The following is a 25,968-nucleotide window of genomic DNA, read 5'->3' as shown; positions in this document are numbered from 1 at the left end:
TCGCACCACCGATCGGCCACCCACGAGAGAGGGACACCGATGAGGACCACCGCACGGACGCTGCTCGCCGCCAGCCTCGCCGCTCTGACCCTGACCGCCTGCACGGTCACGACCGAGCCGCCGCCGGACTCGACGGCTCCTCCGAGCACGGCGCCGACCACCGACGCCCCGACCCCACCGACCGACGAGCCTGCGGTGGCCGACGAGGTCCCGGTCACCTCCGCGACCCTGATCGGCCGTGCCCGCGGTGACCTCACCATCCACGACGCACCGGGCGGCGAGGTCAGCCACGAACTCCCAGGGACCACACCCTTCGGTTCGACCACGACCCTGCTCGTGCTCGACCACGACACCGGTCCCGACGCGGGTTGGCTGCAGGTCGCCGTCCCCGTCCGCCCGAACGGCACCACCGGCTTCGTCCGTGAGGAGGCCGTCCTCCTGGAACGGACCGACCTCGAGGTCCTCATCGACACCGCGGCCCGCGAGCTGACCGTGCGCGACGGTGACGAGGTCCTGCTGACCGCGCCCACCGCCATCGGTGAACCCGCCAACCCCACCCCACTCGGGCGGTTCTGGCTCACCGACAAGGTCGCGTCCGACGACCCCGAGGGCCCGTACGGACCGTTCGCGCTCGGCCTGTCGGCACGCTCCGAGACGCTGACCGAGTTCGCCGGCGGTGACGGTCAGATCGCGATCCACGGCACGAACCAGCCGGGCAGCATCGGGCAAGCTGTCTCCCACGGATGCCTCCGCGTCACCGACGAGGTGGTCGAGGCGCTGGTGGAACTGCTGCCGCTCGGTGCTCCCGTGACGATCTCGTGACATGGTGGTCGAGGATGGAACCGTGGGAGGATCCCGTGCAGGAAGACGCCGTGCGCGAGGATGCCGAGCTGGTGGTCGCGGCCCGCGGGGGCGAACCGGACGTGTTCGGCGAGCTGGTGGCTCGCTGGTTCGACCGCTGCTGGGAGGTGGCCTGGCGCATCCTGCGCGACCGCGAGCTGGCGGCCGACGTGGCGCAGGAGACCCTGCTGCGCGCCTGGGAGGACCTCGCCACGCTGCAGCAGCCGGCTTCCTTCGGTGGCTGGGTCCTGCGCATCGCGCGCAACCGGGCGCTCGATCGTCAGCGCAGGGAGCGGTGGACCGTGCCGACCGCTGACGACGCCGACCTCGAGCCGGCCGCGAGGGAGCGACCGGTGGACGAGGACCCCGCACGCCGGGCCGAGCAGCGCCAGGCCGCCGAGCTGGTGTGGTCCGCCGCGACCGTCCTGGGCGAGCGCGATCTCAGCCTCCTCGACCTCCACCTGCGGCACGGCCTGGAGCCGCACGAGCTGGCCGACGAACTCGGGCTCGCGCCGAACGCCGCCCACCAGGCGCTGTTCCGGCTGCGCAAGCGGCTCGGTGGTGCGGTCCGGGCGCGGCTGATGTGGCACGACGGGGAGCCCGCGTGCGTCAGCCTCCGGGCCGAGCTCGCAGCCGCAGGCAGCGAGGGCTTCGACGCGACCACGGTCCGGCTGATCGACCGCCACGTGCCCGACTGCCTCAGCTGCAGCGAGGAGCACGCCCGCGTCGCCGACCCCGTGGGTCTGTTCGCCGCCGTGCCGTTCGTCGCGGCTCCCGTCGCCCTGCGTACCGAGGCGGTCCGCTGGCTCGGTGGAGCTGGCGTCCCGGTCGATCCGGCCCACGCTGCGACCGGTGGCGGGCCCGACGGGTCGGGTGACCACGGCGGGCAGGACGGCCCGGGACACGATGACACCGACCCGGGCGATGACGCCGGTACCGACGCCGGCGCTGACGCCGGTCCATCGCACGGGTGGCGCCGCCGTCTGACCGTCGTCGCGGGTGGTGTCGTCACCTTGCTGGTCATCGCGGTGCTCGCCGCGGGGGAGCTGCATGATGGCCTGGAGCCACCGCGGGACGCCGTCGCCGCTGGCTCGCTGGATCGGACACCGCCGCCGATGGACCGGACCTCCGCCCGGGAGGTGCCGTTCGAGGAGGACGCTGCCGCTCCCGATGAGATCGCTCCGCCGGGGCCGACCCCGAGCGACGAGGCCCCCGCGGAGCCTCGCCCCGGCCCCGAGCAGCGTGAGCCGACGTCGCCCCAGCCGCAGGAGCAACCTCGGGAGCCCGAGCTGGAGGAGCCGGGGCAGGAGGACCCCACCGAGGAGCCCACCGAGGAGCCCACCGAGGAACCGAGCGAGGAGCCGGAGGATCCGACGACCCCGCCGCCACCGGAACCGGTCATCGAGCACTTCGTGGTTCGGGCCGGGGCGACCTGCCCGGACGGCGGCGGTCACGCGCACACGTTGGCGTGGGAGACCAGCGAGGCGGACACGGTCACCCTGGCGGTCGGCGACGGTCCTGCCGACGAGGTGGTGACGAGCGGGACCGTGCAACGCTGCGCGCCGCTCGGCTCGGTCTTCGAGCTGACGGCGACGGGGCCGGGCGGGACCGTGCAGCGCACGGCGACCGCGAGCTGACCTCGCGCTTCGACCGCACACCGCCTCGGTGCACGGCGAGCTGACCTACGCTCGGACGGTCGCCCCACGGTTCGTGGGGTGACCCGGTAGGGATGGAGCGGCGTGTGGAGCTGGTCACGATCGACGAGGTCCGTGCTGCGGCAGGGCGGCTGACCGGGGTGACCGAGGCGACCCCCGTGGAACGGTCGCGCGCGATCGCGACCGCCGCCGGGATCGACGAGGTCTGGCTGAAGTGCGAGAACCTCCAGCGCACGGGGTCGTTCAAGCTGCGTGGCGCCTACAACCGCATCGCCCAGCTGTCGCCCGACGAGCGCCGCCGCGGGGTGGTGTGCGCATCGGCCGGCAACCACGCACAGGGGGTCGCGCTGGCGGCGTCGTTGCAGGGGGTCGCCTCGACCGTGTTCATGCCGATCGAGGCGCCGTTGCCCAAGGTCGACGCCACCGACGCGTACGGGGCCGAGGTGCGCCTCGTCGGGGAGACCTTCGACGGAGCCCTCGCGGAGGCGATCGCCTTCGCCGAGCGTGAGGGCAGCGTCTTCGTCCACCCCTTCGACCACCCGGACATCATCGCCGGCCAGGGGACCGCCGGTCTCGAGCTGGTCGACCAGGTGCCCGACGCGGGGACCGTCGTGGTCTCCGTCGGTGGCGGTGGCCTGATCTCGGGGGTGGCGGTGGCGCTCCGCGCCCTGCGCCCGGACGTGCGCATCGTCGGCGTCCAGGCGATCGGCAGCGCGTCGTTCCCGCCGTCGCTGGCGGCTGGTGAGCCGGTCGCCCTGCCGTCCGTGGACACGATCGCGGACGGCATCGCGGTCAAGCGTCCGGGCGAGCTGACCTTCGCCCACGTCCGCGACCTCGTCGACGAGGTGGTCGCGGTGACCGACGCCGAGCTGTCCCGTGCCGTCGTGATGCTGCTCGAGCGGGCCAAGCTCGTGGCCGAGCCCGCCGGTGCCGCTGCGGTCGCGGCCCTCCTCGCGGGCCGAGGCACGCTCGGGGACGGTCCCATCGTGGCCATCGTGTCGGGCGGCAACATCGATCCGCTGGTGCTCCAGCACCTGGTGACGGGCGGGCTCACGGCCGAGAACCGGTACGTGACCCTGCGCACCCGCGTCCCGGACGCGCCCGGCGAGCTGGCCCGCCTCCTACGCACCGTGGCCGACACGCGGGCGAACGTGGTCGGGGTGCAGCACCACCGGGTGGGCAGCCGGCTCGCGCTCGGGCAGGTCGAGGTCATCATCGAGCTCGAGACCCGCGGGGCCGAGCACGTCGCACGCATCCACGAGGTACTCGGCGCCTCGGGGTACCCGACAGCCGCGCTCTGAAGCGCGGTCACCGACCGAGGGGCGAGGGGCTACCGTCCGTGGGCGGTCACCAGACGACCACGAGGATCCGTTGAGCCCGCAGCCCCCTCCGCCGAACCAGCCGCCACCTCCGAACCAGCCGCCTTCGGGGCAGCCGGGCGGTCAGCCGTGGCCTGGACCACCGTCGACGTGGCCCGGCGGACCCGTCGGTGGACCGCCGCCCGGCGGACCGGGCGGCGCACCGGACGGGCCGCCCCCGCCGCCGTGGCAGCGTCGCCGTCAGCGTTGGTCGGTCGCGGCGCTGGTCGCGGGCGCGGTGCTGGTGATCGGGGTCCCCGTCGGCTTCGCGGCGGCGGCCCTCACGACGGCGGCCCGGGACATCGACCTCACCTCCCCGTCCAGCGCCGGCTCCCCGTCACCCGATGGGTCGCAGATCCGCCCCGACGTCGAGGTGGAGGTCCCCGACCTCGACGGTCTCGACGGCACCGATGCCGAGGTCGGTGCGATCCTGGTCGACATCAACCGCTCCGAGGAGCAGATGCTCGCCACCCAGCAGCGCTTCGCCGACGTGCTGGCGGACGCGGCCGATCAGGCCCCGGCCCCCGGCGACATCGAGGGACTCCTCGACCAGATCGGTGCCGCGGCGGGGGAAGGCCAACGTGAGCTCCAGGCCATCCGGCGGGACCTGACCGACGCGGCGGCCAGCGACCGCGACGTCCGTGACCTCCGGGACGTGTACCTGACCCACCTCGACTCCTGGGTGCGCTACTTCGTCGCGGTCGAAGCCGACCCGACGCTGTTCGCCAGCGGCGCCGACGAGGCGTTCACCCTCTCGATCAACACCACCGGTGACGCCTTCGCCCGGGTCGTGCGGGAGGAGCTCCCCGACGACCTCGACGCCGAGGTCCGGGCCTTCGCCGACCAGATCGTCGACCGCGGCTTCCCGGAACGGGCGCTCTCGGACGACGACACGGTCTGACCGGGCCGTTCGACGGGGCGCGCGCCGAACGGTCACGGGGATCGGCCGCGCAGGGACCGGGGACCTGGACGGCGAACCCGTGGGGGTCGTCACACCCAGGAGACCCTCCCGTGCCCCAGTCGTCCCGGTCCGCCCAGCCGTTGTCGCCACGTCGGCTGCTCGCCCTCGCGGCGGCACTGGCGCTGGTCAGCGCCGTTCCCGTCACCTCACCGCCGCTCCTCAACGGTGATCCTGCCGGCGCGGAGATGGTCGCTGCCGGCGAGGAGGATGCCCGCCGCGGTGGCCCGCCCGACGGCACGGGCAAGCCGGACGACGAGGGTCGCCCCGACGGCAAGGGCAAGCCGGATCAGCCGGGCAAGCCGGACCGGCCAGGGAAGCCGGGTGATCCGGGCGGCCCGGACGATCCGGACACTCCCGACCCCACGCTGGAGCCGGTCGACTACATCGCGATCGCCGACCAGCTGTCGCAGCCGGACTACCCCGAGATCGTCAAGACCGCCGAGATGGTCGAGACCTTCGACGGCGAGTCGATCTACATCGAGGTGACCCGCCCGGACCCGGCGGTCCACGGTGACGGCCCCTGGCCGGTGATCTTGGAGGCGAGCCCCTACCACGGCACGATCGCCGACCGCGAGGGCATCCGGGTCTTCCCGGACCCGCGGGACGAGAGCGGTGCACCGATCGGCATGACCGGCTACTTCGCGCCGCGCGGCTACGCCGTGGTGATGATGGACCTGCGGGGGACCGGCCGGTCCACCGGCTGTCTCGACCACCTCGGCCCCGACGACGCGCAGGATCTGAAGGCCATCGTCGAGTGGGCAGCCGACGCCGACTGGTCGTCCGGTGACGTCGGCATGACCGGCCACAGCTACGTCGGCTCCACACCGACCGTCGCCGCGGCCCAGGACCCCCGGGGCCTCAAGACCATCGCACCGTCGGCCGGCCTGGCCTCGATGTACGACCACCAGTTCCACAGCGGGGTGCCGTGGTTCCTGCAGTGGGTCGGTCCGATGTACGCCTACGAGCAGCTCGCCCTCGACCGCGACCTGCCCGGCGGTGACAACGCCGACGCGTTCCCGAACCCGCAGTTCGGGTGTGGCCTGCAGAACAGCGCCATCACCGCCGGCCACGGCCAGGTCACCGGCCAGTACCAGGGCTGGCACGCCGAGCGCGACTGGCGCGAGGGTGCGGCGGCTGCCGACATCCCGATCTTCATGATCCACGGCGTCAACGACAACGCTGCCCGTATCCCAGCCGCCGAGTGGTTCTTCGCCGACCGCACCCCGCGCGCCGACGACAAGACCTGGATCGGGCAGTGGGACCACGGTTCGGCCGGGAACACCACCTGCTCCGAGGGGCACGTGACCTGCCGCTTCGACCAGTGGAAGTACGCCCTGCACGCCTGGTTCGACCTGCACCTCCAGGGTCGCGACGTGCCGACGGGTCCGTCGGTCGAGGCGTTCCTCAACGGCGAGTCGGTGACCGTCGCCGAGGACTGGCAGCCCACCCGCGCGATCGAGACGCTGTACCTCGATGCATCGGACGGGTCCCTCGCGACGGAAGCGCCGGCCGAGGCCTCGTCCGCGTCGTTCACCGCGATCGCCGGTGACGGTTCGACCGAGTTCGTGTCCGCACCGCTGGCCGAGGACGTCGTGTTCCTCGGCGTGCCGCAGCTCCAGCTCGACGTGTCGGTGACCGGGCAGGTGGTCCACCTCGTCACCGACCTGCTCGTCGAGGAGGCGGACGGCACCCGTCGGCGCGCCAACCTGTGCGCGGCCAACACCCACCTGCGGGACTCGGTCGAGTCGCCGTCACCGGTGATCCCGGGTGACGTGATGTCCATCGACCTGCAGTGCTTCACGCAGGCGCACCGGGTGCTCGCGGGCGAACGGCTCGTGCTGTCGGTGGGGACCACCAGCGGGCACCACGTGCCGACGTTCGCGACGGACGTGCAGGTCACCGTGCACACCGGGCCGGACGCCGAGGGCTACCGCCTGTCGGTCGTGCCCGACGCACCCGTCTTCGCCGACGTCCCCCTCCGTGAGGGCGAGGGTGACGGCGACGACGGATCGGGCGAGCCGCAGCCTGCTGGCGAGGCGCAGGGTCCGGTCACCGACACCGTGACCGTGGTGGCACCGGGCCTCGGCGCCGTCGGCGTGGAGCCGCTCACCGAGGCCAGCGTCCCCTTCGAGGTGTCGGAGGGGTTCGACAACGCGCGTCTCCAGGCGGTGGCGACGACCTCCCTGCCCGGGGACATCGACCTGGACCTGCAGCGTCGAACCGGTGAGAACACCTGGGAGACGGTGGCGGTCGGTGCGAGCTTCGACCTGGGCGGCGAGACGCTGGCGCTGAACCGGCCGCAGCCGGGTGAGTACCGCCTGATCGTGCACAACTGGGCTGGCCCGCCGAACCAGGTCGACGTGCTGATCCGGTTCGTCAACAGCGCAGGTGAGGTCGGGAGCTGACCTCGGCCGGACAGCGAAGGAGGGGCGCCCCACACGGGGCGCCCCTCCTCGCTCGCAGCGGGACCGGTCAGACGTCCGCGTCGCGCTGTCCGACCAGCTTCCACAGCGGTGGGACGACGGCCACAGCGGCGGCGATCTTGACCGCGTCGAGCCAGAGGAACGGCACCACCCCGTTGGCCACCGCGAACTCGGCACCAAGACCGGTGAAGATGCCGAGCCAGGTCGCGCCGAACGCGTAGATGACGAGGTTGCCGACCACCATCGCGGCCGCCACGGCAGGGACGCTGCGGGCACCCCCACGGGACGCCCACGTGCCGAGCAGTGCGCAGGCGACCGCGAACCCGACGATGTAGCCGAGGGTGGCGCCCCCGCTGGCGGCGAAGAACGGCAGGCCGAGCGCACCGAGGGCGAGGTACAGCAGCGAGCCGGCGGTGGCTCGCTGCGCGCCGAGGGCGATCGCTCCGGCCAGCACGACGAAGGTCTGCCCGGTGTACGGCACGGGGTTGCCCGGCAGGTAGAAGAACAGCTGGGCGGAGCCGGCGATGGCGAGGGTGAAGCCGAGCGTCAGCGCGGCATCCTTCACCCGGGCGCCGGGGATCAGGTCGGTCAGGACGCGAGGCTGGGCGAAGGTCGGGGTGGTGCTGCTCACGGGAGCTCCTCGAGCGGGAAGGCACGGGGTGGTCCGCCGGAGCGTAGGCGTGTGCCTCCCGGGCCCGGGAACCGGGTCGCCGCGGATGCACAGCTTGGCTTCAGGTGCGGGGTGCAAGCTGTGGTCAGCGGGGACACGGAAGGGGCGCGTGATCGTGGAGACGACCGATCACGCAGCGCCCCGGTGCGTCGTGCTCGTCGGCCACGACGCACTGGGGCTGGCCGCGCTCGCGAAGGCCGCCGCAGCCGCCGGCTACGAGGTGTCAGCCGTCGTCGACCGGTGGGTGGAGCTGCTGGTGGCGGTGGTCGAGGAGGACCCTGACGCGGTGGTGCTCGAACTCGCGATGGCCGGCCGGAGCGGGCTCAGGCTCATCTCGGCGTTGCACGCGCTGGCACCACGCTGTCGGATCGTGGTGCTCAGCGACCTGCGTGCGATCGACCTACCCGCGCTGGAGGCGGGGGCCTCGGCGGTCGTCGACTCGGCCGATCTGCGGCCGCTGACCGCCGCCCTGCAGCGTCCAGCGAACTCGACCTCTCAGGTCTGAGCGGTGGCCGACCGCTCGGTGGGTGGTGCCGCTGCGGGCAGCCGGAGGACGAAGCTGCGTTCCTCGTAGGTCAGCGTGCCGCCGTGCCCCTCGGCGATGGCGCGGCCGATCGCCAGCCCGAGCCCCGACCCCCCGCGACCGTCGAGCGACGCGAACCGCTGGAAGGCTCGCTCGACAGCGACGTCGTCGTCGGCGATCCCAGGTCCATCGTCACGGACGTGGACCTCGACGGTGCCCTCGTCCGCGGCTGCGATGGTCACCACGATGAGGTCGGTCGCGTGCCGACGGGCGTTGTCCAGGAGGTTGGCCAGCAGCTCGCGGAGGGAACCCTCGTCACCGGCGGGGAGGGTCGTCGGGGCGTGCGTCGCGTCGACCTCGACCGCGAGGTGGGGCGCGATGCTGCGGCAGCGCTCGGCCTCGTCGTGGGCCAGCGCCACGAGGTCGGTCGGAGCGGTGGCCAGCGGCTGTCCGGCGTCGAGCCGTGCGAGGGTCAGCAGCGAGGTCAGCAGCCGATCGGCCCGGGAGACCTCGCGGACCAGGTTGGCCATCAGCAGGTCCCGGACCGCAGGGTCCTCCTCGCGGAGCAGCGCCTCGACCGACGCGCGGACGGTCGCCAGGGGCGTACGGAGCTGGTGGGCCGCGTCGTCGAGGAAGCGGCGGGTGCGTTCCTCGGTCCGCTGGGTGTCCTCCAGCGCGGTCTCGAGCGAATCCAGCATGGCATCGTAGGCGGTGGCGAACCGGCCGAGCTCGGTGTCGGGAGCGTCGGGTTCGAGCCGTTCCCCCGTCTGGCCCGATGCCGTCCGCCGAGCGGCTGCCACGACCTGGTCGAGCGGGGCGATCGCGACCGCGGCCGCTCGGCGGAACAGCAGCACCGCAGCCACCACCGCGATGGCGGTGCCGAGCATCGTGACGAGCAGCACGCGGCGCAGGGTGGCGTCGACGCCCCCGCTGCTGACGAAGACCTCCACGCTGCCCCCGTCCGGTAGCGCGATCGTCGTCGAGAGTCGCCGAGCCCGCTGGTCGGCGGGGGGTGCGGGCGGGGCGGCCTCGAAGCGGGGGATCGACTCGGTGTCGAGCTGCACCCCGTCACCGGTGGTCACCGCCGCCGGAACGCCGCGGACGCTGAGGCGCTCGGCCAGTTCGATGCCGCCGTGCTGCTCGCTGAGTTCACGAGCGAGCTCGGCCCGGGTCGCCAGCACCTCGTCGAGGGTCTCCTCGAGCCGCGCCTGGAGGGTGAGGTAGACGAACGCGTCGAGGAGCAGGACCAGCACGACGAACACGGCGACGCCGGAGGCGGTGACCCGGCGTCGCAGCGACGGCGTCCGCATCAGGTCGGCGGCCGCAGGCGGTAGCCGGCGCCACGGACGGTGGTGATGACCCGCGGTCCGTGGGTTTCGAGCTTGCGGCGCAGGGCGCTGACGTGGACCTCGACCACGTTGACGTCGTAGTCGGAGAACCCCCAGACGCTGGCGAGCAGCTGGGTCTTGGACAGCACCCGGTCGGGGTTGCGGCCGAGGGCGACGAGCAGGTCGAACTCGGTGCGCGTGAGGTCGAGCTCGGCACCGCCCCGGTGGACCCGTCGTCGGCCTTCGTCGACCACGATGTCGGCGACCTGCCACGTGTCGGAGGTGAGCCGTCCGCTGCGGCGGAGCAACGCGCGGACCCGTGCGATCAGCTCGGCCATCGCGAACGGCTTGACCAGGTAGTCGTCCGCGCCGGCGTCGAACCCGGCGAGCCGGTCCTCGGTCGAGTCCGCGGCGGTCAGGAAGATGACGGGCAGTTGGCCGTCGATCTCGCGCAGCACCCGGGCGACGCTCAGGCCGCTGGGCCCGTGCGGCAGCCGGACGTCGAGCACCGCCACATCCGGTCGGAAGGCGCTGGCCGCCTCACGGGCGTAGATGCCGTCGGCCTCGCCCCGCACCTCGTACCCCTCGTCCCGCAGCGACGAGGTGGTGGCGAGGCGCAGCGCTTCGTCGTCCTCGACGAGCAGCACCCGGGGCGCGGTGGTGGGCATGCGAGGAGCCTACGGGGACACCGTGACCGACCGGCCTGGCCGAACCGGCCCGAACGTGCCGGGACCGAGGTCCCGACCGGCCGCAGCTTCAGGTTGAGTTCAGGCTCACCAGCGATGGTCACCTCAGTCGTCGATCTACAGGGGTTCGGCGAACTGGGTGTGGGGCATCGATCCGGTCGGCGGTAGTTGGTCGCCGAGCCGACCGGGGAGCCAGGGGCGAAACCGACACACCTTCCCACGACAGGCGCGAGAGCGCCAGGGAAGGCACACACCATGAGGAACCGCAAGCTCGTCACCGTCCTCGGCGTCGCGGCGCTCAGCGTTGGGATGCTGGCGGGTCCGGCGTCCGCAGAGCTGAAGGACGATGGCAACCTGACCGCGGTCGAGAGTTCGTGCACCGAGGCGGGCGGTGCGTGGGGAACCGACACAGATGGCAACTACACCTGCACGTTCGATGCGAGCGAGGATCTGCAGAACAACGACGCGGTTGAGGTCCTGAAGACCGACGTGACCACCTACACGCACGACACGACGGACGAAAGCACGAACCCGGGTGGGCAAACCTTCATCGAGGGTGAGTGGGACGAAGGCGAGAGCACCTCGGGCGTGTGCGTGACCCTCAAGAAGGGCGCGAAGGTCCAGGAGACGATCTGCTCCGGGAAGTAACCCGTAGCTACGGGCTTGGGGGGACCGCCTCGGGCGGTTCCCCCAACTCGTGTCTTTCCAGCGCGAGGTGCGACGTTCCTTGTGGCCGCCTGCTCGCGGACGCCCAGCGAGGCCGGATGGCTTCGGGGGTCAAGGACCTGCGGCAACGGGTCGAGAACAACGACAACAGCACGGGCCGTCGCGGTGGAGTTCGAGTGCGCAGCCTGAGCTAGGTTCCCCCGGAGGGGCGCTCTCGGGCGCCCCTCCTGCACGCACCGTCACGCTCGGGGGAGAGCATCGGAGCTGATGTGTCCGGCACCACCCTGCAGCTGCTGATCGCAGGGCACCTCGCCATCATGGCCGTGGTGCTCCTGCGGCCGCGACCGGTGCGACCTCGCGGGGACCGGCGACAGGCCACACCGGCGCCCGTCACCCCGCTGGATCAGGGGACGCACCTGCGGGCCGTCGCCGACAGGATGTTCGACGAGGCCGATCTGCTGCTGGCGGAGGCCGATGACCGACGGCTGCTCGGGCTCGACGGCGACGCGGCGGAGCTGCGTGATCGGGCGTCCGAGATCGAGGCGGTCACCTACCTCGTCATCGAGGAGGCGCGCCGCCTCCTGGGTCAGCGTCCGCCACGGTGGCCGTCCGAGGACGGCGAACCCGCCACCTGATCGGCCTCTGACAACCGTCACTTCCGACGGTTGTGGGGACCGTCGTGGCGCAGAGGTCAGGCGGGTTGGAGGCGGGCGCCGGCCAGCTCGGCGACGTCGGCCAGGACGGAGGTGAGGTCGAAGTCCTTCGGGGTGAAGACCGCTGCGACCCCGGCCTCCTTCAGCTTGCGGGCATCCTCGGCGGGGATGATCCCGCCGGCCACGACCGGCACGTCGTGGCCCTCCGCCCGCAGCCCCTCGAGCACCTGCGGGATCAGCGCCAGGTGCGAGCCGGACAGGATCGACAGACCGACGACGTGGACGTCCTCGTCGACGGCGGCGCGCACGATCTGGTCCGGCGTCAGGCGGATGCCCTCGTAGATGACCTCCATACCGAGGTCGCGAGCCCGGATGGCGACCTGCTCGGCACCGTTGGAGTGGCCGTCGAGGCCGGGCTTGCCCACCAGGATGCGCAGGCGACGACCGAGCTTGTCCTCGACCGCACCGACGCGGCGTCGACCCTCGGCCAGCTTCTCGGCGAGGTCGCCGCCGGTGGCCATCGCCCGGTCCGACACACCGGTCGGCCCGCGGTACTCGCCGAAGATCGCCCGCAGCGCCTGCGACCACTCACCGGTGGTCACGCCGGCCTTCGCACACGCGATGGAGGCGGGCATCAGGTTCTCGTCGGCGTCCGCGGCCCGGCGCAGCTCGGTCAGCGCCTCGGCGACGGCCGCGTCGTCGCGGGCCGCGCGCCACGCCTCCAGGCGAGCGATGGCCTCGGTCTCGGCGCGTTCGTCGACCTTGAGGATCCCGCCCTCGGCGTCGACCAGGGGCGAGGGCTCGTCGGTCGTGAACCTGTTGACGCCGACGACGGTCTGCGCCCCGGACTCGATGCCGCGCAGACGCTCGGCGTTCGAGCGGACCAGCTCGGCCTTCATGAAGTCGACCGCCTGGACGGCCCCACCGAGGTCGAGCACCTCATCGAGCAGCGCCGTCGCCCCGTCGACCAGTTCGCCGACCTTGCGGTCCATGACGACCGACCCCTCGAAGAGGTCGTCGTTCTCGAGCAGGTCGGTCTCGAAGGCCAGGACCTGCTGCATGCGCAGGCTCAGCTGCTGGTCCCACGGGCGGGGCAGCCCGAGCGCTTCGTTCCACGCCGGCAGCTGGACCGCGCGGGCGCGGGCGTCCTTCGACAGGGTCACCCCGAGCATCTCGATCAGGATGCGGGTGATGTTGTTCTCCGGCTGCTGCTCGGTCAGGCCGAGCGAGTTGACCTGCACGCCGTAGCGGAACAGGCGCATCTTGGGGTCGGTGATGCCGTAGCGCTCCTGGGTGATGCGGTCCCACAGCTCGACGAAGGCGCGCATCTTGGCGACCTCCTCGACGAACCGGATGCCCGCGTTCACGAAGAACGAGATACGGCCGACGACCTTCCCGAAGTCCTCCTCGGGGACCTGGCCACGTTCACGGACCGCGTCGAGGACCGCGATGGCGTTGGCCAGCGCGAACGCCAGCTCCTGCACCGGCGTCGCCCCCGCCTCCTGGAGGTGGTAGCTGCAGATGTTGAGCGGGTTCCACCGGGGCAGGTGCTCGACGGTGTAGGTCACCACGTCGGTGGTCAGTCGCATGGACGGTTCGGGTGGGAACGCGTACGTCCCGCGCGAGAGGTACTCCTTGACGATGTCGTTCTGCGTCGTCCCGGCGAGCTGCGCGACGTCGGCGCCCTGTTCCTCGGCGACCGCGATGTACAGCGCGAGCAGCCACATCGCCGTGGCGTTGATCGTCATCGAGGTGTTCATCTGCTCGAGCGGGATCGCGTCGAAGAGGGTCCGCATGTCGTCGAGGGAGGTGACGGGGACCCCGACCTTGCCGACCTCGCCTCGAGCCAGGACGTGGTCGGAGTCGTAGCCCGTCTGCGTCGGCAGGTCGAACGCGACCGACAGCCCCGTCTGCCCCTTGGCGAGGTTGGTGCGGTAGAGCTCATTGGAGGCGGCGGCCGACGAGTGGCCCGAGTAGGTCCGCATGAGCCACGGGCGGTCGCGCGTCGGTGCCTCGGTCTGCTGTGACGGTTCCGGGCTCACGGTGCACCTTCCACGGTCTCGTCCGCGCGTCCCGCGCGGTGTTGCCTGGCCGCTCCCCGCTGCTCCGTTCGGCCGCCGATGCTAGCTCGCACCCCCTTGTGCCCCCTCACCGGGAGGCCACGGCGGACGACCTCGGCGGCCGAACGGCCGGCAGGGGCTCACGCTGGGCGGAACGATCCGGGCCTCCACCTCACGCGTCGGCGGCCCCTGGCTGGACGGACGGTGGTCCGATTGGCCCCGGCCGCGATGGTCGGGCATCCTTCCGCAGCGGATCGGAGCGCTTCGGCGCCCGGGGGAACGGTCCGCGCGAGCCGACGTTCGCTCCACGACCGACGCCCGGGCCCTCCAGGCCGCGCGGCGGACGAGCCCCCGTCACCGACCTGCGAGGACCCCGTGCTGCGTCGCCCGCGCCGTGCGCTCGTGCTCGCCGCCGCGCTCGCCGCCCTGCTGCCGGTCACGGCGGTGGCGCAGGATCTCGAGGCCGAGCTCGAGGAGGCCGAGCGTCGCGTCGAGGGTCTCAGCGGCGAGGTCGCCGACGCGACGGCGGCGTACGAGACCACCTGGGCCACGATCGAGACCCTGCGGCTGGAGCAACACGAGCTCGAACGGCGTGCCGAGGAGCTCGAGGCCGAGCTCGCCGACGCGCGCGATGCCCTGACCGACCGCGCCGTCGCCATGTTCAAGCGCGGCCAGAGCGACACCGCGCTGCTCCTCCTCGCCGCCGAGGGGCCGGGGGAGGCGGCGGACCGCGCCGCGATGCTCACGGCCCTGCAGACGCGCGATCGCGCCCGGGCCGAGTCCGCCGGCGCGCTGCGCGTCGCCCTCTCGCAGACCGAGGAGCTCATCGCCGCCCGCGCGGCGCGGCTCGACGAGCTGCAGGCGCGGCTCGACCGGGAACGGGACGCGCTCACCGAGGACCTGCAGCGGGCCCAGGCCGTCGCCAGCGACCTCGAGCAGCGGGCGCAGAACCGGCGACGGATCGACCGCGGGCCCCAGCAGGGCATCTACAGCTGCATCTTCGCCCCCGGTCGCAGCAACTTCCGCGACACCTTCGGGGCACCACGCAGCGGGGGCCGCAGCCACAAGGGCACCGACGTGTTCGCCGTCATGGGCGAACCCGTCCTGGCCTTCACCGACGGGGTCATCGCCCGGCACAGCAACGGCGGCCTCGGGGGGATCAGCGTCTACCTGCGGGGTGACGACGGCAACCTCTACTACTACACCCACCTGCAGCGGATCGACGCCAACGGGGCGGTCGGGCGCCGCGTCCAGGGCGGCGAGCTGATCGCCTACAACGGCGACACCGGCAACGCCCGCGGTGGCGCGCCCCACGTCCACTTCGAGATCAAGCCGGGTGGCGGGGCGTCGATCAACCCCTACCCCTGGCTCGCCGCCGCCTGCTTCTGATCCGGGCAGCGCCCTCTCCGCGTGGACCTCGACGCCGTACGCGCTAGCGTCGCCGGTTCGTGCCACCCCGAGTCCGGGCACCGGCTGACGAACGTCGCACGCCGCCGCCGAACGGACCCGCCGTGTACTTCGCCCTCCTCGCCGCCGTCATCGCCGGGACGCTCATCGCGTTCCAGTCCGCTCTGATCGGGATCTTCGGCGGCCAGGTCCACCCGTTCGTGGCCGCGACCTGGGTCCACGGCGCTGGCCTGCTGTTCGGCATCGTGGGCGTGGTCGTCGGTCGGCTCGGCTTCCACGTCGAGACCGTCCGGCAGGCGCCGCTCGGGCTGCTCGCCGGCGTCGCCGGGATGCTGCTGGTGACCGCGATCGCGGTCGCGGTCGGGGGCAGCGGCCTCGCCACGACCCTCGCCATCGTCACGGGGGTGCAGCTGCTGGTCGGCTTCACCCTCGAGGCCACGGGCTTCCTCGGCCGGGCGGTCGCGGTCGACCCCGTCCGGATCGTCGGCGCGGTCCTGATCGTGGTCGGCGTCGTGCTCGTCGCCAGCCGGAGCCCCGCCGCCACCGTCTGACCCGCCGCGAGTCACCAGAGGCGGTCGGTGCTGGCGCCGGCGAGGTCCGATCGTGCCTTCAAGGCGACCAACCAACCGCCCCCGAGCGGGACGACCGAGGTCCACAGGTCGGGATCCTCGAGGGCTTCCCGGACCACGGCGCCGGTCCGTCCCGCCGGCGGTCCCTCGACGAGCACCTCGCCGACGACGATCACCCCACCGGGGCGGACCCGCGCCACCAGCGCGTCCCACGCGTCCGCCAGGCGGGGGGTCACCTCGCGCACCACGATCGCGTCGAGGTCACCGTCGACCGCGGTGAGGTGGTCCGGCGAGGCGCCGGCGTCGGCGGCGTCGGTGGTGTGGACGGTGACCTGCCCGAACCGGCCCGCACGCCGCAGCCGGTCCACGAGGATCCCCTCGGAGGTGTCGCCCGTGACCACGTGGAGGTCGCCCTCGGCCCCGACCGCGCCGGCCAGCCACCAGCTCAGCCCCGCGGCCCCGGCCCCGAGCTCCACCACCCGTGTCGCCCCGACGGCCCGCAGGGCCCAGGCCACGAACGTGGCGGCCGCCGGGTGGGGGACGGGCTCGCCGGTGGCGTCCGCGGCGATCGCGAGCTCCACGAGGGCCTGGTCGTGGGTCTGGGCGGAGGCGAGCGCAGCCAGGGCGTCGGTCAGCTCGGACCGGTCGAGAGAGGGGTGCATCGCTCGGCTCCGTGACGGGTCGGGATGGGGCGGCTGGTGCGGACACGGTAGGTGGGGTCCGGCGCCGCGTGCCTACCGACGCGAGGGGCCGCGCCGCGGGCCGCTCTGTTCGCGGGCCCCGCCCCCGTCTACGATGACCAGATGACCAGCGGGGGGCAGCGGGGGGCAGCGGCTGGGAGGGACGAGCGGTGGGGGCGGGCGTGCTCGTGGTGTCGGTGCACTCCTTCCGCGGCGGGACCGGGAAGTCGAACCTCACCGCGAACCTGGCGGTACAGCTCGCCCAGGCCGGCTCACGGGTCGGTGTCATCGACACCGACCTGCAGTCCCCGGGCGTCCACGTGCCCTTCGGGCTGCGCGGTCCGGAGCTGCCCGCGTCGCTCAACGATTACCTGTTCGGGACGCGCACGATCGCCGAGGTGGCGCTGGACGTCACGCCCGACGGGGTGGCAGGTGTCGTCCACCTCGTCCCCTCGAGCGTCGAACCCGGCCAGATCACCCGCGTGCTGCGTGACGGTTACGACGCCGAGCTGCTCGTCCGTGGCCTGCGCGACCTGGTCGACGCGTGCGAGCTCGATGTGCTCCTCGTGGACACCCACCCGGGGCTCGGGGAGGAGACGCTGCTGTCGGTGGCGATCAGCGACACGGTGTTGGTGGTCCTGCGCCCCGATCAACAGGACTACGAGGGCACCGCGGTGCTCCTCGACGTCGCCGGGGGTCTGCAGGTGCCGAGGACGGCCCTCGTCGTCAACAAGGTCCCCGGCGCGCACGACCTGGGGGAGGTGCGGCAGCGTGTCCACGACGCCTACGCCACCGAGGTGGTAGGTGTCCTCCGGCACGACGAGGAGATGATGGCCCTCGCCAGCCGGGGTGTGTTCAGCCTGCGCCACCCTGACCACCCGCTGACAGCGGCCCTCGGTGAGGTCACCCGGTTCGTCCGCGCCGGAGCTGCCCGGTGAGCGTCGACCGGCCGCCGATCACGCGCGCTGAGCTGTTCGGCGGCCTGACGGCGCGGCGTGCGAGCACGGCGCTGTTCGTCATCGAACGGCGCACCGCCTACCTCACGCTCGAGGCGCGCTACGCGGCTGCGCCCGCGATCTGCGACGACATGATCGCCACCGAGGAGCAGGCCTTCCTCGCAGCGCTGCGGACGAGCCGCGAGGTCCCGTCCGCGCCCACGATCCAGCAGATCGAACGGTGCGCGCCGAGGTGGGCACACCTGGTGCCGAGGGACACCGCCGCGCGGGCGGACCTCGCCCACCGCCTCGCCGCCAAGTACCGGTTCCGGCAGCGCGACGCGCCCCGGCTTCGCGAAGCGCTCCACGTCGACGACGCCGCGTTCCGGCGCGAGTACGTCGACCGGTTCGGTCAGCCGTTCGACGAGGTCGGCGCGGGGAGCCTCGGGGCGAGACAGCGGCTGCGCTGGACGCGGCACCGCTGGGCCGCCCGGGTCGACGACATGCCGCCGTTCTGGACCGCGTACTCGTTGACGCTGACCCAGACCGTCGGGGCTGGGATCCTCGCCCTGCCGATCGCGCTCGCTGGCATCGGGCCGCTGCCGGGCATCGCGCTGTTGATCGCGCTCGGAGCCCTCAACGTGCTGACCGCCGTGGCCGTGGCCGAGTCGTTGGCCCGGACCGGCACGGTGCGGTGGGGTGGCGCCCACCTCGGACGTGTCGTCGCCGAGCACCTCGGCCGCGGTGCCGGCTCGGTCGTCTCGGGGACCCTCGTGCTCTTCAGCGTGGCCGTCCTCGTCGCCTACTACGTCGGGCTCGCCTCGACCCTCACCATCGCCACAGGTCTCCCGGCCCCGGTCTGGGCTGCCGGCCTGTTCCTGTGCAGCGCAGCCTTCGTCTGGCGCGGCCGTCTCGAGGCGACCGTGGTGTCCGCGCTGGCCGTCGGCGCCGTCAACCTCGTCATCGTCCTGGCGCTGTCAGCCGTCGCGTTGACGCGCCTGGACCCCGGCAACCTCGCGCACGCGGAGCTGCCGTTCGTGGGTGGCAGGCCACTCGACGGCTCCGTCCTCGGGCTCGTCTTCGGTGTCGTGCTCCTCGCGTACTTCGGCCACACCGCGGTGGCCAGCGGCGCCCGGGGCGTCCTGCGCCGCGACCCGTCAGGACGCAGCCTGATCCGCGGTACCGGCGCCGCCATGACCACGGCCATCGCGGTGTACGTCCTGTGGGTCGCCGCGGTGGGAGGCGCGGTCGGACCGGCGCGGCTGGCCCGCGAGACGGGGACAGCGCTGGCTCCCTTGAGCGAGAGCGTCGGCCGTCTGGTGATCGTCCCGGGGACGGTGTTCGTCGTCCTCGCCATGGGCATGGTCGCGCTGCAGTTCTCCATCGGCCTCCACCACGAGATGGTCGGCCTGCTGTCGCGGACCGGCACGTGGGCGCGCTCCCTCGGGCTCCTGCCGCTGGTGGCTGTCTTCGCGGTGGTCGAGATGCTGCTGCTGACCGGCAACGAGTCGTTCACCGGCGCCCTGGGACTCGTCGGTGTGGTGACCGCCCCGCTGCTGATCGGGGTCTTCCCGCTCCTGCTGCTCGCGGCGACCCGACGGCGCGGCGACCAGGTGCCGCGCGGTGTCGTCACCTGGATCGGGCACCGATCGGTGTTGTGGCTCGGTTCGACGTTCTACGTCGCAGCCGTGGTGGCCCACGGGGCGGTGATCTGGGAGCGTCCGTGGGAGCGGGCCGCGGCGGGACTCACGACGCTGACCGTCCTGCTCGTGATCGTCGCGGCCGTACGCACGGGTGCGTTCCGCCCCGCGGGGACCATCGAGCTGCGGCGCGATGCGGAGCTCGATCGCCACCATCTGCAGGTGACCACCGTCGGCACGCCCGGCCACGCGTCGGTGCGGGCCCGGGCGGCGAGCGGCGACGAGGAGGTACGCAGCGTCGACGGCCGCGCCGACCTGCCGGAGCGCACGACCGCCCTCGTCATGGAGGTCGACCTCGCTGGCGCCCGCGAGCTGCGGTGTTGGCTCCACGAGGTCGAGCCGACCGGCACCAGCACCCCGCTGCCGGCGACCGTGTCGATCCGCGGCGCCGCAGAGGAGGTCCCGGTGGAGCACACGGACGGTGTGGCTCGCGCTGAGGTAGCGGGCGCCGCGGTCACGGTGACCATCGACCTCGAGCCACCGCGACCGGCTGGGGTGGGCCCTCCAGACGTGGAGCTGCCACCGTGAGCGCGCTCGTGCTCGTCGTCGACGATGACCGTCTCAACCGCGAGGTGCTGAGGCGCGCGGTCGAGGCTGCGGGTTACCTCGCAACGACCGCCGCGGACGGCCGGGCGGCGCTCGCTCAGCTCCGAGACCCCGGACCGGACGGCCCCGTCGACGTCGTGCTGCTCGACCTCGTCATGCCGGTGCTCGACGGGTTCGGGACGCTCCGGGCGATCAAGGCCGAACCGGCGCTCCAGCACCTGCCGGTCATCATGGTCTCGGCCGTCGCCGACGATGTGAGCGCCGTGCGGAGCATCGAGCTCGGCGCGACCGACTACCTCACCAAGCCGGTGAAGGCCCCGCTCCTGCGCGCCCGGCTACGCACGTCGCTGGCGACGAAGCGTCTGCGTGACGTCGAACTCGACCACCTCGAACAGGTCGACCGTGTCGGACGGGCGGCCGTCGCCCTCGAGGACGGGCGGTTCGAGCCCGACGAGCTGCGGCCGGTCGCCGCGCGCGACGACGCGCTCGGGACGCTCGCTCGGGTCTTCACCCGGATGGCGCACCAGGTGGCGGCCCGGGAGGCCGCGCTGCGCGCCGAGGTCGACGAGCTACGCATCGAGATAGACCGGGCACGACGGGAGCGACAGGTCGCCGAGGTCACCGGCTCCGAGCGCTACCGCCAACTGTCGTCCGACGCGGTGCAGCTCAACCGGATCCTGCGCGGTGGTGGGGCCGATGACGACAGCTGACCTCGAGGTGGACGGCCTCGCCGGCCCACGCGCCGAGACCCTCGCGGTCGTGCCGATGGCCATCGCGGGCGGCATCTGGGGGATGATGTACGTCGTGGCGGGCGTGCCGGCCGCTGCCGTGTGGCCGTGGGGCTTCACGGTGCTGTCCGCGGTTCACCTGTGGCTCTACCACCGCCTGAACGCGGCGTGGGTGCTGCAGGTGCAGCTCGTGATCATGCTCGTCACGCCGTGGCTGTTGATGCTCCACCTCGGCGGCTTCGCCAACTCGGGCGCGGTGGTCCTGTGGTCGTTGCTCGCACCCCTCGGCGCGCTGCTGGCGCTCGGGGTTGCGAGGGCGCTGTGGTGGTTCGGTGCGTACACCGCGCTGGTGCTCATCGCCGCGCTGGTCGACGACGGACGTGCCGCCACGGCCCCGCCGATCGACGACGCGTGGATCGCCGCGTTCTTCTTCACCAACCTCATGGGCGTCACCTTCATGTCGTGGCTGGTGACCGCCCGGTACGCGGCTCAGCGGGTGCGTCTGACCGATGCCGAGCACGAGGCGCGGATCGTCGCCGAGCAGGCGACCACGGCCAAGAGCGAGTTCCTGGCGAACGTGACCCACGAGATCCGCACGCCGTTGAACGCGGTCATCGGGATGAGCACGTTGCTCGAGACGACCGACCTCGACGGCGAACAGAGCGAGTACGTCACCGCCGTCCGTGCGAGCGCCGAGGTGTTGCTCGCCACGATCAACGACGTGCTGGACTACTCCAAGCTCGAGGCCATGCGGCTCGAGGTCGATCCGGGACCGACCGACCTCCGTGGCCTCGTCGAGACCACGCTGGACGTGATCGCCCCCCTCGCGTCGCAGCGCCTCATCGATCTCGTCTACCACGTCGACGACGAGGTCCCCGGGTCGATCCTCACCGACGGTCACCGGCTGAGACAGGTCCTGGTCAACCTGCTCACCAACGCGGTGAAGTTCACCGTCGAGGGTGAGGTCGCCCTGCTGGTCTCGTACCGTCCTGGGGCCGGCGAGGTCGACCGGGTCGTGTTCGAGGTCCGCGACACCGGCATCGGGATCCCCCCGGAAGCGCAGGATCGGCTGTTCGACTCCTTCAGCCAGGTCGATGCCTCGACCAGCCGACGGTTCGGCGGGACCGGCCTCGGCCTCGCCATCAGCCACCACGTCGTCGGCCTGCTCGGCGGAGGCATCGAGGTCGACAGCGAGGTGGGGGTGGGGTCGACCTTCCGGTTCTCGCTGCCGGCCACCGAGGGAGGCCCGGTGTCGGCTCCGTCGCCCCGCGAGGGGCTGGAGGGTCTGCGTGCTCTCGTCCTGGACGACAACGCCACCGACCGGCAGAGCCTCGCCGAGTTCCTCGGTGGCTGGGGGATGATCGTCGAGACGGGCGCCGACGCTGACGCCGTCGAGACCGCTGGGGCGGGTGACACGTCCTACGACGCGGTGCTCATCGATCACCACCTCGCCGGTGGTGGGATCGAGGTGGCGCGCCGCCTGCGGACGCGGCGGGCCGGCGCCGAGGCCACGATCGTGTTGGTCACGACCCTGGGAGGGCGTGAGGACATCGGGGCCACGGACCGGGCCGTGGTGGACGGTGTGGTGACCCGTCCGGTGAAGCGGTCCGCGCTGCGCGACGTCCTCGCGACGTTGCTGAGCGACGGGTCGGTCCCGGCCGGTCCCACCGGCCCGTCGCTCGATCCCGGCTTCGCCCGGGCGCACCCGTTGCGGATCCTCGTCGCCGAGGACAACCGGACCAACCAGCGGCTGATGCTGCGTCTCCTCGAGCGGCTCGGCTACGCGCCGCGCATCGTCGACGACGGTGCCGGAGCGGTGGCGGCCACCGCCGTCGACCGGTTCGACGTCGTCCTGATGGACGTGCAGATGCCGGGCGTCGACGGGCTCGAGGCGACGCGTCGCATCCGGGACCGGGACGGCGATCAGCTGCACATCCTGGCCGTGACGGCCAACACCGGCGACGACGACCGACGTGCCTGTCGCGAGGCGGGGATGGACGGCTACGTGGCGAAACCGATCCGTGTCGAGGAGCTGCTCACGGCGCTGCGAGGCTCGTACGCGGCGGTGACGAGCGATGCCGGGGCACCCGCCGACCGTCAGGAGCGGGTGGTGGCGACATCCGGAACCGAGGATGTGGTCAGCTCCGGGGCCGTCCGGATCGACCGGGCCGCGCTCGATCGGCTGCAGGACCTCGTCGGCGACGCGGACTTCGTCGACCAGCTCCTCGGTGAGTTCCCTGATGAGCTCGCGGCGGTGCAGGCCGCCTTGCGCGGTTCCGTGCCGGACCGGCGTGACGATCTGCGCCGGCACGCGCACAGCCTGAAGTCGACGGCCGCGAACCTCGGTGCGAGCGACCTCGCGCGAGCCGCGGCGCAGGTCGAGGCGGAGGCGGCGTCGGCGGACCCCGTCCGGCTCGAGGAGCTGATCGCCGCGGTCGATCGACTCGCTGCGCCGACCGTCGATGCATTGGAGGCGGTCCGTGGCAGGTGACGTCGGCGGGGCGACCGTCCTGGTCGTCGAGGACACCCGCATCAACCGACTCGCCCTGCGGCGCGGGGTCGAGCGCGAGGGGCACCGCGTCCTGGAGGCGGTCGACGGCCGTGAGGCCCTCGAGGTGCTCGCGCGTGAGACGGTGGACATGGTGCTGCTCGACCTGCTCATGCCCGAGATGGACGGGTTCGCGGTGCTCGAGCGCATGTCCCGTGACCCGGAGCAGCGCGATATCCCGGTGCTCGTCATCTCGGCCGTCGACGCGCCAGAGGACGTGGCCCGGGCCATCGAGATGGGCGCCATCGACTGCCTGCCCAAGCCGTTCGACCCGGTGATCCTGCGCGTGCGGCTGCGGACCGCGCTGGAACAGGCGCGGCTGCACCGCCTCGAGCAGGACTACCTGCGCCAGGAGCTGGCGCTGCGCGAGCAGGACCGACTCGCCACGCTCGGACGCCTCGCAGCGGGCCTCGGCCACGAGCTGAACAACCCAGCGGCGGCGGCGCTGAGCACCGCCCGGCAGCTGGCGGCCGCCAACGACGCGACCATGGCGCTGCTCGCGGACCTGCTGCGACGCGCCGACGGTGCGCAGGTCGTTGCCGCTGTCGAGTCGCTGCTCGACGGCGCCTCCGACCACCTCAGTGCACGCCACGAGACCGCGGATGCGCTCGAGCCGGTCCTCGCCGATATCGGCATCGCCGAGCCCTGGAACGACGCGGCTGAGCTCGCCGCGCTCGGGATCGCCGCGGAAGCTGTTGCGCGGCGGCTGTCGCCGCTGGCCCGTGATGTGGCGCCCCTTGCTTTGGCGTGGTTGCAGACACGGGGGCGAGCCCGACGTGGGGTGGAGCGCCTGGTCGCCAGCGTCGAGCGGATGGCGGCGCTGACGTCCGCGCTCCGTGGCTACAGCTACCTCGACCGCGCCCCCCAGCAGGACGTCGACGTCCGGGTTGGGATCGAGGAGACGCTGACCATCCTCGGGCACAAGATCCCGGACGGTGTCACCGTCGTTCGGGAGCTGGACGACGACCTGCCACCCATCACGGCCTACGGCGGGCAGCTCAACCAGGTGTGGACCAACCTCGTCGACAACGCCATCGGCGTGCTCGACGGGTCGGGGGTCGTGACCATCCGGGCCCGTCGTGGTGTGGGAGCGGTGGAGGTCGAGGTCGAGGACGACGGGCCGGGCGTGCCGACCGACCTCCAGGGCCGCATCTTCGAACCGTTCTTCACCACGAAGTCTCCGGGCCACGGCACGGGCCTCGGGTTGAGCATCTCGCACCAGATCGTCACGGAGGCGCACGGCGGCGACCTGAGCGTCGAGTCCGCACCCGGTCAGACCGTCTTCCGGGTCGTCCTGCCGGTCCTGCCACCTCCGCCCGCACCAGGAGGACCCGATGACTGAGCCCACCCGTGCCGGGACGCCGCCCGTCATCCTCAGCGTCGACGACGACGAGCAGGTGGTCGAAGCCGTGGCCACCGATCTGCGCGCCCGCTACGGGTCGAGGTACCGGATCGTGGCCGCTACCTCCGGGCAGGAGGCGTTGACCGTCGTCGAGCGGCTGAGCCGCCGCGGTGATCTCGTGGCGGTGGTCGTGGCCGACCAACGCATGCCGGGCATAAACGGCACGAGCTTGCTCCGGGAGGCCAAACGGCTGCAGCCGCACCTCCGCTCGGTGCTGCTGACCGCCTACGCGGACACCGACGCGGCGATCGAGGCCATCAACGAGGTCGCGCTCGACCACTACATCATCAAGCCGTGGGACCCGCCGGAACAGCACCTGTACCCCGTCCTCGACGAGCTCCTCGAGCACTGGCAGGCGACGCGGCCACGCCCCGATCCCGCTATCCGCATGGTCGGGGACAGGTGGTCCGCGGCGTCACACGCCCTCCGCCAGTACCTCGCCCGCAACCAGCTGCCGTTCCGGTGGATCGATCTGGACCACCCGGACGCGGCCCCCCTGCTGGCCGCGGCTGGGGACGACGCGCGCCTGCCGCTGCTGCTGATCGATGACGGTCGGGTTCTGTCGGATGCCACCCGGCAGGAGGTCGCCACCGCGCTCGGGCTCGCGGCGCGTCCCGAGGTCGACTTCCACGATCTCGTCGTCGTCGGCGGGGGGCCCGCCGGTCTCGCGGCTGCCGTCTACGGTGCGTCGGAGGGCCTCAGCACCCTGGTGGTCGAGGCCGAGGCCCCGGGCGGGCAGGCGGCCCTGAGCGCACTCATCGAGAACTACCTCGGGTTCCCCTCGGGGGTGACAGGCTCGGAGCTGGCGCGACGGGCACTCGCCCAGGTGCGGCGCTTCGGTGCCTCCGTCGTCGCCCCCAACCGTGCGGTCTCGATCCGATCCGACGGCCCCTACCGGATCGTGTCCCTGGACGACGGCACCGACCTCCACTGCGGGGCCGTGATCCTGGCGATGGGCGTGGAGTACCGGCGCCTCGAGGCGGCTGGGATCGACGACCTGACCGGTGCCGGTGTGTACTACGGCGCGGCGTCGACCGAAGCGTCGGCGATGGCGGACCTCCGGGTGGTGGTCGTGGGCGGGGCCAACTCTGCTGGCCAGGCCGCCCTCGACCTCGCCCGGTCCGCGAAGGAGGTCATCGTGTCGGTGCGCGGTGCCGAGCTCGCGCGCCGGATGTCGCGCTACCTCGTCGACCGGATCGAGGCCACCGCCAACATCCTCGTCAAGCCCACGACCGAGGTCGCCTCGGTCCGCGGCGGGACCAGGCTGGAGCAGGTCGAGCTGCGGCACGCCGACGGGACCAGCGAACTGCTCGACGCCGCCGGGATGTTCATCTTCATCGGCGCGCGTCCTCGGACGGACTGGCTGGCCGACACGGTGGTCACCGACCGCGACGGCTTCGTGATGACCGGCAGCGCCCTGCGGCCAGACCGCTGGTCGTTGGACCGCGACCCCTTCCTGCTCGAGACCAGCGTCCCCGGCGTCTTCGCCGTCGGTGACGTGCGGGCGACGTCGGTCAAGCGAGTGGCGTCGGCCGTCGGGGAAGGGTCGGTCGCCGTCCAGTTCGTGCACGAGGTGCTGCGCGGCGGGTAGGTCGCCGGGGGTCGCCGTCGCGACCCGGTGGCACCGCCT

Annotated in this window: 21 protein-coding genes; 16 read left to right on the top strand and 5 right to left on the bottom strand. The window is 72.7% G+C overall.

Going from position 1 to position 25,968, the window contains the following annotated elements; genetic code table 11:
• Positions 1–39 precede the first annotated feature (39 nt).
• The 5 genes from NITAL_RS01020 (at position 40) to NITAL_RS01000 (ending at position 7,219) form a co-directional block, all read left to right on the top strand.
• Positions 40–822 carry a L,D-transpeptidase gene (locus NITAL_RS01020; protein ID WP_083441092.1) on the top strand — a complete coding sequence of 261 codons (783 nt, stop codon included), beginning with the start codon at positions 40–42 and terminating at the stop codon, positions 820–822.
• A 35-nt stretch (positions 823–857) separates the two neighbouring features.
• Complete coding sequence (locus tag NITAL_RS01015) at positions 858–2,477, top strand: sigma-70 family RNA polymerase sigma factor (RefSeq protein WP_169786684.1); 1,620 nt, start codon at positions 858–860, stop codon at positions 2,475–2,477.
• A gap of 92 nt (positions 2,478–2,569) precedes the next feature.
• A complete protein-coding gene (gene ilvA / locus NITAL_RS01010) occupies positions 2,570–3,796 on the top strand; it encodes a threonine ammonia-lyase (protein WP_052664242.1) in 1,227 nt (408 codons plus the stop codon).
• A 301-nt stretch (positions 3,797–4,097) separates the two neighbouring features.
• Positions 4,098–4,754 (top strand): hypothetical protein, encoded by a 657-nt coding sequence (locus NITAL_RS01005; protein WP_157041548.1) that lies wholly within the window; start codon positions 4,098–4,100, stop codon positions 4,752–4,754.
• A gap of 110 nt (positions 4,755–4,864) precedes the next feature.
• Positions 4,865–7,219, top strand: coding sequence for a CocE/NonD family hydrolase (locus NITAL_RS01000; protein WP_052664240.1), 2,355 nt, complete (start codon positions 4,865–4,867; stop codon positions 7,217–7,219).
• 67 nt (positions 7,220–7,286) lie between these two features.
• Here the strand turns inward: NITAL_RS01000 and NITAL_RS00995 are convergent, their stop codons facing one another.
• Positions 7,287–7,868, bottom strand: a complete 582-nt coding sequence (locus NITAL_RS00995; RefSeq protein ID WP_052664239.1) for a biotin transporter BioY — start codon at positions 7,866–7,868, stop codon at positions 7,287–7,289.
• 148 nt (positions 7,869–8,016) lie between these two features.
• Here NITAL_RS00995 and NITAL_RS27725 point away from each other — a divergent pair, with 148 nt between their 5' ends.
• Positions 8,017–8,412, top strand: a complete 396-nt coding sequence (locus NITAL_RS27725) for a response regulator (protein ID WP_052664238.1) — start codon at positions 8,017–8,019, stop codon at positions 8,410–8,412.
• On the opposite strand, the gene NITAL_RS00985 is transcribed toward NITAL_RS27725, so the two are convergent.
• Both NITAL_RS00985 and NITAL_RS00980 read right to left on the bottom strand, forming a co-directional pair.
• On the bottom strand, positions 8,403–9,740 hold the full coding sequence (locus NITAL_RS00985; RefSeq protein WP_052664237.1) for a HAMP domain-containing sensor histidine kinase: 1,338 nt from the start codon (positions 9,738–9,740) through the stop codon (positions 8,403–8,405). The genes NITAL_RS27725 and NITAL_RS00985 overlap by 10 nt on opposite strands.
• A complete protein-coding gene (locus NITAL_RS00980) occupies positions 9,740–10,426 on the bottom strand; it encodes a response regulator transcription factor (RefSeq protein WP_052664236.1) in 687 nt (228 codons plus the stop codon). Before NITAL_RS00980 ends, NITAL_RS00985 begins: the two co-directional genes overlap by 1 nt.
• 273 nt (positions 10,427–10,699) lie before the next feature.
• On the opposite strand from NITAL_RS00980, the gene NITAL_RS00975 reads away from it, so the two are divergent.
• Together NITAL_RS00975 and NITAL_RS00970 are read left to right on the top strand one after the other, a co-directional pair.
• Positions 10,700–11,092, top strand: coding sequence for a hypothetical protein (locus tag NITAL_RS00975; protein WP_052664235.1), 393 nt, complete (start codon positions 10,700–10,702; stop codon positions 11,090–11,092).
• A 287-nt stretch (positions 11,093–11,379) separates the two neighbouring features.
• A complete protein-coding gene (locus NITAL_RS00970) occupies positions 11,380–11,745 on the top strand; it encodes a hypothetical protein (protein ID WP_052664234.1) in 366 nt (121 codons plus the stop codon).
• A 56-nt stretch (positions 11,746–11,801) separates the two neighbouring features.
• Here the strand turns inward: NITAL_RS00970 and NITAL_RS00965 are convergent, their stop codons facing one another.
• Positions 11,802–13,748: a protein meaA gene (locus NITAL_RS00965; RefSeq protein WP_052669218.1), complete on the bottom strand. Its 1,947-nt coding sequence runs from the start codon at positions 13,746–13,748 to the stop codon at positions 11,802–11,804.
• Between the two features lie 450 nt (positions 13,749–14,198).
• On the opposite strand from NITAL_RS00965, the gene NITAL_RS00960 reads away from it, so the two are divergent.
• Positions 14,199–15,212 (top strand): murein hydrolase activator EnvC family protein, encoded by a 1,014-nt coding sequence (locus tag NITAL_RS00960; RefSeq protein ID WP_052664233.1) that lies wholly within the window; start codon positions 14,199–14,201, stop codon positions 15,210–15,212.
• A gap of 122 nt (positions 15,213–15,334) precedes the next feature.
• Positions 15,335–15,781: a DMT family transporter gene (locus NITAL_RS00955; protein ID WP_052664232.1), complete on the top strand. Its 447-nt coding sequence runs from the start codon at positions 15,335–15,337 to the stop codon at positions 15,779–15,781.
• An 11-nt stretch (positions 15,782–15,792) separates the two neighbouring features.
• On the opposite strand, the gene NITAL_RS00950 is transcribed toward NITAL_RS00955, so the two are convergent.
• A complete protein-coding gene (locus NITAL_RS00950; RefSeq protein WP_052664231.1) occupies positions 15,793–16,461 on the bottom strand; it encodes an O-methyltransferase in 669 nt (222 codons plus the stop codon).
• A gap of 188 nt (positions 16,462–16,649) precedes the next feature.
• Between NITAL_RS00950 and NITAL_RS00945 the strand changes: the two genes are divergently transcribed.
• The 6 genes from NITAL_RS00945 to NITAL_RS00920 are packed head-to-tail and all read left to right on the top strand — an operon-like array spanning position 16,650 to position 25,929.
• Entirely contained in the window at positions 16,650–17,417 is a 768-nt protein-coding gene (locus tag NITAL_RS00945) for a MinD/ParA family ATP-binding protein (protein WP_211262129.1), read from the top strand.
• Positions 17,414–19,642 carry an aromatic amino acid transport family protein gene (locus NITAL_RS00940; RefSeq protein WP_052664229.1) on the top strand — a complete coding sequence of 743 codons (2,229 nt, stop codon included), beginning with the start codon at positions 17,414–17,416 and terminating at the stop codon, positions 19,640–19,642. The genes NITAL_RS00945 and NITAL_RS00940 overlap by 4 nt, the downstream gene beginning before the upstream one ends.
• On the top strand, positions 19,639–20,370 hold the full coding sequence (locus tag NITAL_RS00935) for a response regulator (protein ID WP_052664228.1): 732 nt from the start codon (positions 19,639–19,641) through the stop codon (positions 20,368–20,370). Before NITAL_RS00940 ends, NITAL_RS00935 begins: the two co-directional genes overlap by 4 nt.
• Positions 20,357–22,879 carry a hybrid sensor histidine kinase/response regulator gene (locus tag NITAL_RS00930; RefSeq protein WP_157041547.1) on the top strand — a complete coding sequence of 841 codons (2,523 nt, stop codon included), beginning with the start codon at positions 20,357–20,359 and terminating at the stop codon, positions 22,877–22,879. Before NITAL_RS00935 ends, NITAL_RS00930 begins: the two co-directional genes overlap by 14 nt.
• Positions 22,869–24,278 (top strand): sensor histidine kinase, encoded by a 1,410-nt coding sequence (locus NITAL_RS29120; RefSeq protein ID WP_052664226.1) that lies wholly within the window; start codon positions 22,869–22,871, stop codon positions 24,276–24,278. Before NITAL_RS00930 ends, NITAL_RS29120 begins: the two co-directional genes overlap by 11 nt.
• Positions 24,271–25,929 carry an NAD(P)/FAD-dependent oxidoreductase gene (locus NITAL_RS00920; protein WP_052664225.1) on the top strand — a complete coding sequence of 553 codons (1,659 nt, stop codon included), beginning with the start codon at positions 24,271–24,273 and terminating at the stop codon, positions 25,927–25,929. The genes NITAL_RS29120 and NITAL_RS00920 overlap by 8 nt, the downstream gene beginning before the upstream one ends.
• Positions 25,930–25,968 lie beyond the last annotated feature (39 nt).

The sequence above is a fragment of the Nitriliruptor alkaliphilus DSM 45188 genome (assembly GCF_000969705.1).
GTDB classification, from domain to species: domain Bacteria; phylum Actinomycetota; class Nitriliruptoria; order Nitriliruptorales; family Nitriliruptoraceae; genus Nitriliruptor; species Nitriliruptor alkaliphilus.
The sequence above is the reverse complement of the archived record's forward strand: the minus strand, read 5'-3'. Positions and strand labels throughout refer to the sequence as shown.

Excerpts from the sequence above, each read along its gene's own strand:
- NITAL_RS01020 (WP_083441092.1), top strand. The coding sequence starts at position 40 with ATGAGGACCACCGCACGGACGCTGCTCGCCGCCAGCCTCGCCGCTCTG.
- ilvA (WP_052664242.1), top strand. The coding sequence starts at position 2,570 with ATGGAGCGGCGTGTGGAGCTGGTCACGATCGACGAGGTCCGTGCTGCG.
- NITAL_RS00985 (WP_052664237.1), bottom strand. The coding sequence starts at position 9,740 with ATGCGGACGCCGTCGCTGCGACGCCGGGTCACCGCCTCCGGCGTCGCC.
- NITAL_RS00980 (WP_052664236.1), bottom strand. The coding sequence starts at position 10,426 with ATGCCCACCACCGCGCCCCGGGTGCTGCTCGTCGAGGACGACGAAGCG.
- NITAL_RS00975 (WP_052664235.1), top strand. The coding sequence starts at position 10,700 with ATGAGGAACCGCAAGCTCGTCACCGTCCTCGGCGTCGCGGCGCTCAGC.
- NITAL_RS00965 (WP_052669218.1), bottom strand. The coding sequence starts at position 13,748 with ATGCGGACCTACTCGGGCCACTCGTCGGCCGCCGCCTCCAATGAGCTC.
- NITAL_RS00950 (WP_052664231.1), bottom strand. The coding sequence starts at position 16,461 with ATGCACCCCTCTCTCGACCGGTCCGAGCTGACCGACGCCCTGGCTGCG.
- NITAL_RS00930 (WP_157041547.1), top strand. The coding sequence starts at position 20,357 with ATGACGACAGCTGACCTCGAGGTGGACGGCCTCGCCGGCCCACGCGCC.
- NITAL_RS00920 (WP_052664225.1), top strand. The coding sequence starts at position 24,271 with ATGACTGAGCCCACCCGTGCCGGGACGCCGCCCGTCATCCTCAGCGTC.